Consider the following 15023-nt stretch of genomic DNA (forward strand, 5'->3'; position numbering starts at 1 on the left):
ATGTTCAATTCAGCTCATCCAGCTCCGAGAGCCAGACGTCTTCGATCTCTTTACTCTTCATCTCCTCGTGCAGGCAGTGCCGATAGTGCTTGAGAAAGCCGTCGAGCGCGTTCAGTTCTCGCTCCGCCAATTGCACCGGCAATGGCCACGCCTGGCGGCCGGCGACTACCGTCAGCGCCATCACCGCGCCTACCAGGCGATCGAGGTCCGCCGCTTTCCAGCCGGGCTCGTCGCCGACAAGTTCGAGCAGCCTGGCCGGCGTGCCAGGGCCGGCCGCATAGTGCAAACCGATCACTCCGGCGGCCATGACAGTCTCCGGTTCCATGCGCGGCGTCTGGGTGCTCATGCGAAAGGCCGCGGTGCGGGTAAAGCTGCCCAAAATGCCGTGGATAAAACGCCGCTCGCCGATGCCCGAGATGGCCTTTTCGGCCCCGTAAAGGTCCCGCAGCACCTCTTGGTCGAGCTCGTCGACGTGCAACACGTGCCGGCAGCCTTCCTCCGTGCGCAGATCCTGCTGTGCGACCGCGATGATGGCCCCATAGCGCTCCGACGCGATGCCGGCAAGCATGGGGCCTTTCGGATTCCAGGGAAACAACCGCTCGCGATGCTGCTGCCAGAACTGCTCGATGGCCGAGAGTGTCTCGTTATACAGCGCGCGATAGCCCGAATAACGCTCCTTGTTTGGCGCCTCCATACTGCGGTTGAGCAACAGCGGACAGTCGACCAGAATCGCATCGAGCGGCTCCGCCGACTTCAAAGCCCGGTCGGCCAGCTCATACGCCTGTCGCACTCCCATGAGCTGAAATCGCTTCGCCTGGTCTTCATAATCGATGTCGTCGATGTGGCAGGAACTGTCCTGACCGCACGTGGAAACCACGTTGTCTTGTACGGCGATATCCATACGGCAGGCGGCCGCGGCATAAAGGTAACCGCCCGCCACGCGCTTTGTGCCGGCCCGCGTGGCGATGCCCGCCACCCGGATCGACAGCGGCTTGGGCCGATCGACCGACCGCACCAGCCTGGACTTCACAAACAAGGGCGCGACTCGTTCCAGGTCGCGAATCTGCTTCAACAACCGCCCGGCGGTGCCGGGCAGGTGTACCTGCGTCTGCACCGCCAATGTTTGTGACAGCGATCTGGATCGCTCGCCTTGATTTTCACTCATCCGCGTTTTGCCTCCATCGCTTCGGCGTAGACCGCATAGGGGCTCGAAAGCAGGAGCCCGCGGCCGGCGGCCGTCAATTGAGCTCCACGCATCAATCCCGCCTCTTCCAGCTCATGCATCCGCTCAACGGCAACTGCTTGGGGCAGGCCCAACACCGGCGACTCGGCCAGCGATACGAGTGCCGCCTCACGGCTCTCATAGTCTCCGTGGCACAAATGCAGCATGATCGCGAAATGATCGGCGGTGGGCGTAAATCTGCTGATTTCGCTCTCGTCGTCCGCCGGGGCAGGCTCGCCCGCCAACTGGTGCAAATCGGTCAGCCACTCCGCCAATGCCTTGCGGTGATCGAGCACCGTAAGCGACCAGATCGGCAACGTCGTCAGGGCGAATACGCCGGAATGCGGATGTTTCTTATAGATGGCCGTATTGATGACGGTGTCTTTCCAGACTGCACCGAGGTGCGCCGGCGTCTGCAACGTGCCGGCCAGGCCGTAACGGACTTCGGCGCCGAGCAGCCTGGGCAACCCGCGGGCCTCGGTCGCGTCGATCTTGTTCTGGCGAACGATGCGCCACGATGTCGGTACGCTTGATTCTTGCAACCGAAAAGGCGGCACCATAACGAGCGTTCGCCCCGAGGGCGCCGCCCACTCGGCCCACTCAGCCTGTCCCTCGACCGTCCGGTCCTGGAATTCGGTGCCAAAGGCCAAACAGACTCCCCATGCGGTCGGCGGCTCCGCGGCGCGTGCGGCCCCGAGGGCTTCCGCCAACACGTCGCCACGCGAATGCTCGGCAAGCTGACCGATAAGCCAAACGGAACAGTTCATTCCTGGCCGCCTCCCAAGCGATAGGTGACGCGAAGGTAGTTGTTATCGACCAGCCGCTGCACTTGGTCGCCAGCGAGCGCCGGCGTCCGGCCGGCGGCCAGCTCTTCAACGATTGCCCGCCAAGTGGCGAACGAAATGCCGGCCCCGTCGAGCAACGGTTCTCCCTTGGCCGTCCATTCGGCACACCGGCCAGCCACAAGCTGCCGGGCCGCATGCAGGCTGCCGGCGGCTTCCAAGTCTGCTACGTCGAGCGGCTTTTCGCTCACTTGGCCCTTAACCTGGCGCAAGGCGTTAAACCCTTGTTCGATCGACTGCAACTCGTCGTTCTCCAGCAGGCGCCGCCGATAATCCTGCTCGGCGTTCTCCAGCGTCGTTACCTGACCGGCCAGCATGGCCAGCGCGCGCTTCGGCTCGACCAGCAGTTTTTTCGTCTCCTCCATCAACGGTTGGAAATTGCCCAACCGCGACGTGCCGTCGTGCTCCGAAATCAAGTCTTCAATATCGGCCGCCAGCGTCTCGGTGATCGTCCGTTCGATCAACGGCGGCCTCGCTCGCAGCTCGTCAAGCCCCGGCAACGATGTCGGATACTTGAAATCGTCGGGCGCATCGGCCAATACCGCGGCAAGCCGGTTCAACCGCACCGTCAGGTCCTCAAGCAGCTTGCGCTGCGCTTCATAGTTTCGTTTGAGCTCGCGAAAGCCGCCGGCGATGCTGCCGTTGATGTCGGCCAGCGGAAGATCGTGGTCCGAATCCAATGGCACGCCCACCTCGGCGGCCAATTGGCCCAAGCGGTCGGCGGCCTGCGCCACTTTCAAGTCCCTCAGGGCCTGCCCCAACGTGCCTGGCGATAGATACTGCGCCTTTTGCGTATCGCCCTCGGCCGGCCGTTCTCCGATCGAGCCCTCCAGAATATTTGCAATCTTCGCGAGCGAGCGCACAAACACCTGCACCGGAAAGCCGGCGATCGACTCCACATCCTTGCGCATCTCCTCGGCGACCTGCGCGGACCGCTTTTTGATCCGGTCGCGGCCCTTGAGCACGAAATCGACAAACAGATCGGCCTGCCGAATGCGCTTCCAGAGCGGCACCCCGTCGGCCTCGAAGTTGAGCGTGCGAATGCTGTCGTCGTAGGTCAGCCGCTTATACTCGTCGGCCGAATAGACATGCTCCGTCTTCTCGCGTGCCGCCAGGCGCGAGCGCGCGCAATCGACAAACAGGTCGCGCTTTTCGGCTTCGCTCTGGGCGTCGTTCCAACTCGGCTCCGCGGCCGCGAGCCGGCTCAGGCAGCTTTGCGCGATGTCGAGTTGCTCCTTCGCCAGCAAGGTCTTGGTGCCGGGCGTGCTCTCGCCCAGCGGCGCAAAATACTCGCCCACCTTGCCCGGCCCAAACACCGACTTCATCCGCTTGACGATCTTGGGATACTCGTCGTTCAACCAATTTCGCGCTTCGGCCAGCGCGCCTTCCAGCGCGGCGCGTGGCACGAGCGCATAACGCTTGTCGGTCCGCCTCGACCCGCTCGCGGTTTCTTCGGCAAAGCCGAGCGTGCAGGCCAGCGCCAGCCACTGCATATAGATATCGTTGGGCCGCGCGCCTTCCCAGGTGTAGCCCCAGAACCACTCGCGCTCGGCCAGCTCCATCGACCACTCGCGGTCCGGCGACGGATCGCGACGGATCAGCTCCTGGCAGAGTTTGTAAAGAAACGCCGGCAGCTCCGGCTCGGCGCTCTCGTCGTGCGTCGAAAACAAGCCGCACCGCTCGCTCTCCAGGTAACCTGCCGCCTTCGCGCGGGCAGAAACCCGCATCCGCTCCAGCGTGGATCGCACCTGCTCCGGATCGAGTCCGCTCGTTTCGTCGAGCTTCACGAGTGCCTTGGGCGGTGAGCTGTCGACGAGCATCCGCCGATACGCTTGGAACAATGCCTCCCGGTCTTCTTCCCGCAGCACGCCGCTCACCCGTAGCGGCCAGGCGATGCGCCCCCGGCGGTCGAGCTCGCGCCGCCACTGGTTGGCAGCCTCGCGCAAGGGACGAACCAGCGCCTGCAAGCGGTTGCTAAAGGCCGTGGTGAACCGGTGATAATGGAGCTGAAAACCCTGCCAGTCTTTCTTGGCCAGACCGATCGGGTGCAGCACGTACTCCTCGCGCGACGACAGCTGATATAGCAGCAGATACTCGTGCGCCACCCTGAGCTTTTCGGCGGTCGCCGCGTGGAACTGCTCCCACAGGTGCCGGGAGGAAGTAAAGGCCAGCACGGGCACGCGCCCCGCCGTGGTTCGCTGCGCGCTGACCTTGTCGCACAACTCGGTCAGCTCCTCGACGCTCTGCACCCAGGCCAGAATCAGCTTCCCTTCGGGGTGCAGGTGCAGGGCGTTGAAATCGACCAACCCGCCTTTGCCGCCCGGCCCTTTCGGTCCGGCGGTGGTAATAGCGGGCACGTCGCCCTTCAAGCCGGCATCGATCGCGTCGTAGTCCCAGTTTTCGTCGAGTGCCCGCATCGCGCCCGTGAGAATCTGCAGGGCCCGTTCGTGCTGGCTCTGCCCTTTGCACGCCTCGATCGCCTTTTCGTGCGCCGCACTCTGGTCCGGCTCGCGGAGGATCAGCGAGGTTGCGCCCTGCCTCCGCAAGCGCAGGTTCAACCGCGCCAGCATGTCGATGCTCGGCCCGACGTGCGTGGCCGATGCGCTCGACACCGCATCGGCCCCGATCTGTTCGCGCCACAGTGCCCGGGCCGCGTCTTCAGCGGCCGGGTGCGGATAGAGCATCGACACCAGGTGAACGAACGAGGCGGCATTCAACGGGATCAAGAGCGTGCGTTTGCCGCCGGCCTCGACCGCCCCCTTCGTCTCGTGAATCGAATAGGTGCTCAAATTGGCCAGAAGCTGCGTGAGGTCGAGCGGCTGATCGACCTCCGACAACACGTAGTCGTCGCGGTCGCGATTGAATTTCGCCGCCCGCAGCGCCTTGCCGCAGTCGTGGTCCGACCATTCGACCTTTTGATACAAGACGGCGATCGGCTCGCCGTACTCGTTGGTCGCGGCCAAGAGCGCCTGCCGCTGGTCGTCGTTCCACTTAACGAGCGGCACCGGCAACTGGCCGTATAGCAGCTCTTTCGCCGCGTCGAGAAAGTCGCGGCCAATGTTGAGCTCGGCGACCGCCTGGTGATCGAGCACATATTCGCCCATGCGGCTGGAGACGCGCACCGTCTCGTCGAACAGGCTGCCGGCCGAGGCGGAACCCGTCTCGCGCCGCGCGCGGCGGCCGGCGATCACGCCGTCAATGTTGGCCATCACCACGTTGAACCAGCCGAAATTGCCGCCGCTCATGGCGTAGGCCGCTTCGACCAGCCCCGCGGGATAGGCTTCGGCCAATCGCCCGTCGTTCTTCAGCAGCTCGACGAAGCTGCTCACGTCGGCGAACGGGTTCTGCGCCAGCTCGACGATTTCGAACCGCCGCGCCGTGCTGCGGATGTCGCGCAGCTCGTTGCCGATGGCCGGCGAGCAAAGGGCCACATAGCGCAGCCAGGGGAGCTTGCCTCGCGGGTCTTCTTCTTTGATCGCCTTGCCGATCAGCTTGATGGCCCGCCCGTCGAGATACTTCAGGTCGCCCACTTCGAGCCCGTAGGTAGCGGCTTCGGCGGCGGTTTCCAGCTCGTCGAGCGCGATCAAGAGGTACTTCACGCCGAACTTGCGCAGATAGTCATAGGCCGCCTGGCAGAGCCGAGTGACCAGATCGGGATCGTCGTAGAGTTGCTCGTCGCTATGGTGTGCCGCGACTTCCAGCGCCGCCGCCAGCTTGTTTTCGTCAAAACCTTTCACCAGCAGGCGGTCGTAGGCTTCTTTGGCGATCTGGCCCCGAATCGAAGTATCGAAGTGTCCCTTGGTCAAGGGGAGCAGGGCCTTATACAGTCCGTAGCCGAACCAGTTGTCGATATTGTGCGATTCGGTGGCCACCTGCGAGTAGCGGATGTAAAGCCCCAGGTACTGTTCGCGGTCGGCGTCGTTGCGAAACAGGCTGGCTTCCACGAGCTGCCCGGCCGTGTCGCGGACGTACCAGCCTTGCGAGGTGTCGTTGATCTGGCTCATCAGCTCGTAAGCCAGCCGCGACTTGCCGATGCCCCATTGGGCGACGACGGCGAACACGTGCGCGAACTTTTCCGCTTCATCGTCGACCAGGTGAATAAAATGCTCGAACTGCTGGTAGAAGCGCGTCTGACCGACGATGGGGTGCGAGAGCGGATAGCCCGACACGCCCGTCGCCGCCCACTTGTGCTTCTTTACGGAGTCGATGGCACTCATCTCAGCGCGGCCTCCTCACACGGAGCCGACGCGCCGGCGAGGCGCGGGTCTAGCCACGAAGCGGCGTAACCCATTAGGCGAAGCCGAAGCCTTTGTTGTTCTACACCTGCCGCCGTCAGCCGCGTAGCGGCGAGATAGTTTAGCCGTGGGCGCGGGCCCACGGTATGGATGGGACCGGGTGGGTAAGCCGCGTAGCGGCGACAGACCAGGAACGGCGCGCGCTCTGTCGCCGCTACGCGGCTGCGCGGGTTCTTGCATCCCGGTTCCGTGGGCTGGCGCCCACGGCTAAACTCTGCCGTCCCTACGGGACTGTCGACCGCAACGGCGATCCCGCCGGCCGGCTTTAGCCGGCTTCGGTCCTTTGCCACCAGCTTGAGCTGGTGGTTTGGTCCCCAAAGAAATTGCCTTTTTAAGCCGGCTTTAGCCGGGCTTCTCGACATTGGCTTTAGCCCTTGCAGGCGACATCGCACGTCTCGCATCGTATCGCACCCTTCAAGCATTCGTCATCACCACTGCCCCACCACTCGCCAGCCTCTCTTTCACCCATTGCTCGCACGCCTGGCGGATGGCGGAGGAGAGCACGCTCGCGCCGCGATAAAAATGCTTGCTACCGAAGGCCCGGTAGCAGCTTGTCGAGAATTCGTCGTCGATCACGTATCCCGGCCGTCGGCCGCCAGCCGCGCGCGGTTCGAACCGCCACACTTTTTTCTCCAGCAGCAGCCGCACGACGGCCGCCAGGTATTCATCGAGCCGCGCGACCTGCTCCGGCCGGGCAAGCAACGTCACGTCGAGCCGCGCCAGCACCCGCAGCACGAGTTGGCCCAGCGTGCCGCAGACGACTTCGTCGCCCTCCGCCGTCGTCACGACCACATCGACGCGGCCGGGCAAGTACGGATTGGCCAACTGGTCGTCGGCCAGCTCCAGCGCCAGCCTGCCCGAAATCTGTTCCGCCTCCCACGCCTCCTGTGTAAACGCCACCTGCGCCAGCAACAGAATCCACGGACGGCTCAGCACCCACTGCATCCTTGCCTGCTCCCGCTCCCTCGGCGAAGGCGCGGGGCTGGCGGCGTCTTGCTCCCTCTCCCTCCTGGAGAGGGCTGGGGTGAGCGTCGTCAGCGCCGCGCTCAGTTTCTCCCCACACTCCCCGCTCAACACAAACCGCAACTCAGCCTCCTTGTGGTGTAGGCGTCCCGCCTGCTGTTCGTTGTGGTGCAGGCGTCCCGCCTCTTGCTCCCTCTCCCTCCGGGAGAGGGCCGGGGTGAGGGCGTCCAGACCTGCCGCACGGCCCACAACCCTCGGCAACTGCAACAATCTCCCCGCGCACCAATTCCTTCTCGTATCGAACGGCTCGATCGCTTCCAGCGGCGGCGCTGCCTGCCCTTGTCCTCCCTCCACCAAATCCGCCGTGGCCCCGATCGCGCGCAGCAGCTTCGGCCAGGCCAGCGCCTGCTCGGCCGGCGCGCCGAACAGTGCCGTCTCGAGCGCCTGATAGCCCGTCCCCAGCAAGCTCGCTTCGCGTAGAGCTTCGCGGATTCGCCGACTCGCCGCGCCGAGCAGATCGATCGCTCGGCACAGTTCCGCCGCATCGCGTCGCTTCCCCGCCTCGCGCAGCCGCGCCGCCACGATCCGCAGCCACGCCGCGCGCAGCTCCGGCTGACAGGTGAATACCGCCGCGGCCGTCGCTCACCTTGATATCGACCTCGTGCGGGCCGATGTCGGACGTGCCCGTCTGCCATTGGATCGTGCCGGCGGAGTCGATCGACATGGTAGCATCCGAAATCGTCCCGCGGTCGTCTTGCGAGAGCTGCCCGCTTTTCGAGACGTGCTTGTGTGCGGCGATCACCACCCCAAGGCAACCTCCGGCCAACCGGCTGCACCCGCCGCATCGAGCACGTCCGAAACGCTTCGACCGCGTGTCAAGTTCGAAGCAAGCCCATCGGATCTGCCGCCAAATTTGCTCCGCTCCGCCACCGTCCGAGCTCGCCGCGGGCGGCGTGGACCGCATGCAAGGTCAGACGTACAATGCAACGTGTGCTCAGCAAGGAGGGCCCGCACAAATGCTTATGAAATTCTTGAGTGCCGTTCGTCGCGCCGCCGGCGACCAATTGTCGGGCGACGTTGTGCATCTTTACCAGAGTCAGCGCAAAGCGACGCGGCGCTTGATGCACGAGGCAATGCAACTGCTGACAAAGAGCGATCTGGAAAACGCCGCCAAGGCACTCGGCATGTGGCGCCGCGGCGTGATTGTGCTCGACGACGAGGACCAACTACAAGATTGGCCGAAACTGGGGGCGCGGCAACGGTCGGCGGTTACCGCTCTGGTGATTCGATGTTGCCTCGATGCCGGCAGCGCCGACCGGATGGGCTATGCCTAACAACGACGCGGATGCGAAGTCGTGTCATCAAATCGACGGCAGCGACAGGTATAACCGAGCGGCGGTGGCTGGAGGATTGCCTACCCAGGCCGTCGCGTTCGATCATCCAAAGTCGCTTAAGGAGCAACGAGCGCCTGAGGGTCGTCGAGCACCAAAAAATGCCCGTGGTCGGCCGTGACGATGACCGCCGTTTCGTGCCAGCATTGGCGGCGCTCGGCCCAGTCGGTGATGGCCCGAAAGGCGTCGTCGCCGCTGAGCACCGCGCCGATCGAGCTGTCGAGATTGTCGTCGTGGTTGGCCCAGTCGACGTCGCCGGCTTCCACCATCAGCCAAAAACCCCGCTCGTTGGCGTCGAGCACGTCGAGGGCGGCCCGCGTCATGTCGGCCAGCGTGGGATTCTCGGAGATGTCGGCGTCGCTGTAAAACTCCGCGAGCATACTGACGCCGGGAGCGGGATCGTAGTTGCCGTCGGCCGTGCGAAACGGCAAGTGGCCGTTGCGGACGCCGAAGAAGCCCAGCAGCCGCTGCCGCTCGTGCCGGGCACGCTGGGCCGCGTCGCGCAGCAATTCGCCGCCGTCGGTGCCCGCGGTGCGCTGGGCGACGACATAGCGTCCGCCGTTGTCGACATCGACGCGGGCCTGGTCGTCTTTCGTCAGGTACTTGTTGCCGCGCACGAAGTTGTTGCCCTGGCCATCGGAGAAGAGGCTTTCCTGTCCCCAGCCGCCGCCCAGCAGCACATCGACGCCCGGCAGCGGTTGCTCGCGATGGGCGCTGGAGGGTAGCCCCAGCAGGTCGCGCGTGAGGTCTTGATAATCGTCTCGCCAGACGTTGTTGGCGTAGGCCGCGGCGGGGGTGGCGTGGCTGATCGGCACGCTGGTCACCACCCCGACCGCGAAACCGTCGGCTTGCAGCTCACGGGCCAGCGGCACCCCCTGGCGGCCGTCAAAGGCCACGTTGATGGCGTCGTTGAACGTCTTGATGCCGCAGGTCATCGACGTGGCCGACGCAGCCGAATCGGTCACGGCCTGTTTGCACTCGAGCGACTGGCCGATGAGATACGCCGGCTCTTCGGGCACCGACCACGGCGTCGCGCCGCCACGCCGGTAGTCATATCCGCCCGGTATCTTGCCGCCCACATTCGTGACGGTCTGGGCATCGACGTCGGCAGTGGTCTTGTCGTTGTGCGGGCTGCTGACGAAGTAGCCGAAATCGGTCTCGACGCCGCGATAGTCCTGGAAGGCCAGGCCGGTGCCGCGTCCGGCGTCGTAGGCCACTTTGCCGCTTGCGTAGATGGCCGCGGCCCGCGTGGTCTGCCAATCCATGCCGTCGAAGATCAGGAGAATGATGTACTTCTTGCCCGCCGCGACGGCCCCGCGCTGCAAATGGTAAAAATCGGTCTGATCGCAGTAATCGGCCCGCGGGTTCAGCGTTCCTTCCGGCAGCCGCCCGTAGAGGGCTTCGATCTTGACCGAATCGCGATAGACACTCTGCTCGCCGACGAAGCGGCCGAGCGAAATGCCGAAGGTGTAGACCGGTATCAAACGGTTGGAGTGTTTCGTCCAGCCGGCGTAGCGACTGGGATTCAGCCCCCAATGTCCCCAGCGGGCGGAGCCTTTGGCCAAGGCGTCAATCTGCAAGCAACGCAGGTGGTCGCGGGCACCGTCGCCGCAACCGTGCCGCGTCTGGCCGAAAAGCGGCGACGGAATGAGGCCATAGACGGCGGTCAGGATGATGAGTCGAAAGGTGGTCAATGCGTGCTCCTTAGAATCCAAAATCCAAAATCCAAAATGGCACTACGGCATTCCCTTCCATCGCCTGAGTCCCCATTCGCCGACGAGACAGGCGATGGCAAAGAAGAACACCGGCCATTGGTGCCAAAGCGGATACGTCCAGGCTTCGGTGACGGGAATCTTACGGTTCGGCAAGCTGCTGACAAAGCCATCGAGTTCGTCGGCCGCGATCATTTCGCCGCCGGTCGCCGAGGCGATGCGTTCCAGCAGCTCGCGGTTCGGCTTCAGGCTGCGCAGCTCCTCGGCCGCGGGTTCGACCGTCCAGCCGACCTCGCGCTGGCCAACGTCGCTGGCGTCTTCGGCCTTGGCCGTGACCGTGGCCCGATAGGCGCCGGCCGTGCGCGAGGCGAAGGTGGTTTCATATTGCCCGGCGGCCCGCGGGCTCGGCTCGGCCGTCAGCTCGATCTGGCGCCCTTCCGGCGTCTTTAAATGCAAAGTCACCGTGGCATTGTCGAGCGGCTCGAACAGCTTGTCGCGCACGCGAACGGCAATCCGCACCGGCAAGCTCGGCTCTCCCGTCGATTGCTCCGTCTCCGCTTCGACGCGCTGCGGAACGTCGGCCACCAGCCAGCGCACCGTCTGCCGCCAGGCCTTTTCCAGGTCGCTCTCCGCGCCCTCCTTGCGATGCAGGTTCCAACGCCACAGGTCGCCGATGGCAAGGGCCGCCGCCCGGCCGCGGCCGAACTGCTGCACGACCAGCGCCGGCAACGTCTGGCCGTCGGACGACTGCACGCCGGCCAACACCGCCGCGCCCGGCTTGATCGCCCCGGCGTAACTGACCGTCGCGAACGCCGGCATGTCGGCCAGCCGCTTTTGCTCTTCCTCTTCGGTGCTCCGCAGCCGCACCCACGGTTGCAGCCAGCCCTCGCGCGTCAGCAGCAAACGGTAGCCTTCCGCCGCCGGGCCGGCCTGCCCGCGATCGAGATAGACGGGCAGCAGCTCGCCGATCGGCGTTCGCTGGTATTTGCCGTTGGCGAAGCTGTTGTGCCCGCCCAGCATCAAAAAGCCGCCGCCCCGCTGGCTGACGAACCGCTGGATGAGCGACATCTGCTCGTGCGTGAAGAACGCGCTTTCGACGTCGTCGACGATCAGGGCGTGGTAGCGGAACAGGTCTTCGGCCGCCTTGGGGAAACCGCCTTTCAACTCGTCTTTGTCTTCGGTGCCGAGGCGGACCAGCACCGGCTCGTCGTATTGCTCGGCCTGCTCGTCGTCGTTGTTGCCGAAGCCGCGATAAAGCGGATTGGTGCGTTCGCCCGCCCGGCCGCGGAACGTGAACTTCGGCTCCTTCTTGGCGATCCGCACCAGGCCGACGAGATTCAGCTCCTCATCTTCCGCCAAGGCCCGGCGGAGGAATTTGAACTCCCAGTTGGGGCGACCGGAGACATAGAGCACGCGGTACGGCCCGCCGCCGCGATCGACCAGCGCCAGGCGGCGATTGTTGATCAGCGTGGCCTCGGCCGATTTCTCCGGCGCGTCGGCGAGCTTTTCTTCGCCTTCCAGCGCGGCCTGCACGGTATAAAAGCTGACGCCCGGCTTCTCCGGCCGCAACTCGAACCGCTCGACGAGCGGCTTGCCGTCGGCCGCGTTCGCAATCGGCCGCCGCTCCACGACCTTTTGCGATTCGTCAAGCACGCGGACGACGACCGACTTGCCGGCCACGCCCTGGCACTCGACCTCGGCGGCAATCGTCACGGGGGCGGCCTCGAAGTTCGTCTGGCTCACCGAGACCCGCGGCACGCTGACGTCGGCCAGACCATCATCGCTGCCGATGGCCACGGGATAGATGGGCGGCAGGTCCTGCCAACTCGTCTGGTCGCTGATGTCGGTGGCGTTGCCATCGGTAAAGACGAGCACGCCCGCCACGGGACGTCCGGCAAAGCGATCGGCCAGCGACGCCAGCGTGCCGGCGAGCGCCGAGCCGTCGCCCTCGAACGTAAGCTGCTCGAAATCTTTGACCGGTTCCAGCCGGGCGTCGAAGGCATAGTGCCGCACGTCAAAATCTTGCTCCAGCCGCGTGCGCCACGTGGCCTTGCCGTCCAGCCGCTGCTGAAGCTCTTGACCGCGCGACCGGGCATGACGGCGGTCATGAATCTGCAGACTGCGGCTGTTGTCGGCCACGAGCAAAAAGAGGTTGCTCTTGGGCCGCGGTCGCGTGCCGCTGAAGAGCGGCTCGATCAGGCAGACGACCAAGGCGCCGATGCTCGCGGCCTTGAGCAGCCCGGCGATCGACCGCACGCCGCGAGCGCCGCTCGACCGCGCGTAGCTCCATGTAAGGACGACGATCGCCACGGCCGCCAGGCAGCCGGCCCACGCCAGCCAATCGCGTGCCCCCAGCACGATTTCGCCCACGATCATCGGCCGCTCCCCAGCCGCTCGTAATAGCGGCGCGTCTTTTCCGAATACTTGGGTGGTGCCATACTTCGCATTGTAGACGGAGCGCACTGGTCGCAATAGGCGCCTGCGCTGCGGGCGTCTCGCCTACCGCGGGACCCAAAAACTCCGTGCGCCGGCGAAGACGGGCAACTCGACGCGGAAGCGGCGCAAAAGCGCCAATCAACCTTGCGTCGTGCGTGCTGCCATCTGCCTCGGCGTCCGGCTCGACGCGCCCGCGCAGCGCGCTGCGCGACCTGTCCGGCGTCCGGTCCCGCGGAAGGTGTTCATCAGTAAGTTGTCAAAGACCCGCGGCGACGCTTGAGCGTCGCCCTGCCCGTCACGAAGGGGCCGGCGACGGACCGCCGCCCTCGTGCTCATCATCGCCAGGCGATGTGTTTTCAGCAGCCGAACGGCGGGCGGTCCGGCCGCCTTGCCGTCGGCGAATTACCGTTGCGTCAAAACAATTATCGTTGACAAAAACAAAACTCACATCAGGTGAAATCCGTGTTCCAAGGCCATTGCCTCAAACAGGTTGCGGCAATGCCGCTGCGGCCTTCCGAAATGTGCCCGCAACCATAAATCTAGGGGGATGGGTGATTTCGGATTTTCGATTTTGGATTTTGGATTGACGCTCTTCCGTCCCCGTTTACTGTCTACCGTCTACTGATCCATCGCTTTCTGTGTTCTACTCTCCAACTGGCTTGGCATGTTGCACTGTCATTCCTCTCGTTCTATCTCGCGACTGGCTTGGGTCGGATCGGTTGCAGTCGCCCGCCTGCCTGGCTCCCGGTATTCTACCGCGCCGTTGGCTTGGGACTGGATTTTTTCGACTCACACCGCATGATAGGCAAAAACCTCGTGTTTCGCCGGTGTGTGCAAATTTATACACACCGTGCGCGGGGGGTGGGCGGGCGGCGGAACAGCCGGCGTCACTCAATATTTCAGCAAGGACGACCGACCACCGGCCCCCCCTTTTTTCCCGCCTACCAGCAATACGCTTGGCGACCATCAAAAAACCCGCCCCCCGCGGAAAAACTTCGGCAGGGGTCGCCTGCCACGGGCCACTAATCGTTAGACGCTCTACACGCTCGTCGTCCCGCGTTCATTCTTGTGTTCTATCTCGCGACTGGCTTGGGATGGATCTGGCACGCGCGAATTGACGGCTTGCGGGCGATTCGACGTGATGCTGGCATTCTTCCCGCCACGATCTGGGCTTGCCCCAGTCGGGCGATGATTGACCGCCCGAAGGCCGGCCGCGCGGGGCCGGAGGAAAGCGACGAGGTTTCTGGAACTTCGGCCTCGGGCGTTCAATCAGTCCCGGCGCGCCAGGACCGGGGCAGGCCCGGACGGTGGCGAAGCGGAATAAATCTCGCCGTCAGCCTTTAGCATTCCATGCGTGCGTTATTCTTTGGGCCAGTTCGCGATGCGTCGCTCAAGTGCCAGCACGCCTTCCTTGCAGCGCGATTGCACGCGGCTGTATTTTTGTGCGGCCTCGAGGACCATCGTTTTGCCCCCTTCGCGCGGCTCGTTTTGTAGCCCGCGCTCGCGCACCAGGCGCTCGAAATGAGCCTCCTTGGGGTTCACTTCCGCTCGGATAGCCTTCCATCGCCAGTTATTGCGCAGATCCTGGCTGGCCAACGCCGACACCTCCATCTCTTGCCATGTCGAGCATCCGGGCGCTACAATCTCAACTACGGATATAGGCTCGACGCACAATTGCGCGGATTCGCACGGTCGCCACACGTCGGCGCAGTGATAGAATCCAAGCATCCTCGGAATGTTGGCCACGACAATGCAAAAGCGGGGCGAGAAGCGCCAGCGCCGGATCGAATCGCGGACCGCCCTTGCGGAAGAGTTGTTCCGCGCCCATGCGGCCGAGCCGAACTGCTCCCTGGACCACCTTCGTAGGAGCGTTGACGCAGACGATCGCTTATTTCAAGCAGCATTGAGCCACCTCATTGCCACACGGTGCCTTCCGCGCGACCTTCTCCCGAGGAGTAAGCATGCGATTGTGGAAGAGATCTCTCAGCGGCTGCTGGGGCACCTGGCGTCACACGGCGGATGCAGCAATTCCCGGCGAGCATGCCTTGCGGAGCCGATGGCCGACCCACGGCCCTCCACGCGCGCGACTTGGTTGCACTCGTACGATAAGATAGTCGATCCAGCGAAAGCAAGTAGACTCGCAAACGTGACGACCAACCGTT

8 protein-coding genes are annotated in these 15023 nt (G+C 64.3%); 1 reads left to right on the forward strand and 7 read right to left on the reverse strand.

The features are described 5' to 3' along the window. Nucleotides 1-4 precede the first annotated feature (4 nt). The 4 genes from VNH11_21720 to VNH11_21735 all read right to left on the reverse strand — a co-directional run bounded on the left by VNH11_21720 (nt 5) and on the right by VNH11_21735 (nt 7904). A complete protein-coding gene (locus VNH11_21720) occupies nt 5-1165 on the reverse strand; it encodes a hypothetical protein (GenBank protein ID HVA48996.1) in 1161 nt (386 codons plus the stop codon). Next, entirely contained in the window at nt 1162-1989 is an 828-nt protein-coding gene (locus VNH11_21725; protein ID HVA48997.1) for a hypothetical protein, read from the reverse strand. The genes VNH11_21720 and VNH11_21725 overlap by 4 nt, the downstream gene beginning before the upstream one ends. Then, a complete protein-coding gene (locus VNH11_21730; GenBank protein ID HVA48998.1) occupies nt 1986-6281 on the reverse strand; it encodes a hypothetical protein in 4296 nt (1431 codons plus the stop codon). The genes VNH11_21725 and VNH11_21730 overlap by 4 nt, the downstream gene beginning before the upstream one ends. A gap of 492 nt (nt 6282-6773) precedes the next feature. Beyond that, nucleotides 6774-7904 carry a hypothetical protein gene (locus VNH11_21735; GenBank protein HVA48999.1) on the reverse strand — a complete coding sequence of 377 codons (1131 nt, stop codon included), beginning with the start codon at nt 7902-7904 and terminating at the stop codon, nt 6774-6776. A 434-nt stretch (nt 7905-8338) separates the two neighbouring features. On the opposite strand from VNH11_21735, the gene VNH11_21740 reads away from it, so the two are divergent. Continuing rightward, nucleotides 8339-8656, forward strand: a complete 318-nt coding sequence (locus tag VNH11_21740) for a hypothetical protein (protein ID HVA49000.1) — start codon at nt 8339-8341, stop codon at nt 8654-8656. A 116-nt stretch (nt 8657-8772) separates the two neighbouring features. Here VNH11_21740 and VNH11_21745 read toward each other — a convergent pair whose 3' ends face one another. The 3 genes from VNH11_21745 to VNH11_21755 all read right to left on the reverse strand — a co-directional run bounded on the left by VNH11_21745 (nt 8773) and on the right by VNH11_21755 (nt 14457). Then, nucleotides 8773-10407 (reverse strand): alkaline phosphatase, encoded by a 1635-nt coding sequence (locus VNH11_21745; protein ID HVA49001.1) that lies wholly within the window; start codon nt 10405-10407, stop codon nt 8773-8775. 42 nt (nt 10408-10449) lie between these two features. Beyond that, a complete protein-coding gene (locus VNH11_21750; GenBank protein ID HVA49002.1) occupies nt 10450-12801 on the reverse strand; it encodes a hypothetical protein in 2352 nt (783 codons plus the stop codon). A 1419-nt stretch (nt 12802-14220) separates the two neighbouring features. Then, complete coding sequence (locus VNH11_21755; GenBank protein HVA49003.1) at nt 14221-14457, reverse strand: hypothetical protein; 237 nt, start codon at nt 14455-14457, stop codon at nt 14221-14223. Nucleotides 14458-15023 lie beyond the last annotated feature (566 nt).

The organism is Pirellulales bacterium, assembly GCA_035533075.1.
Classification (GTDB): domain Bacteria; phylum Planctomycetota; class Planctomycetia; order Pirellulales; family JAICIG01; genus DASSFG01.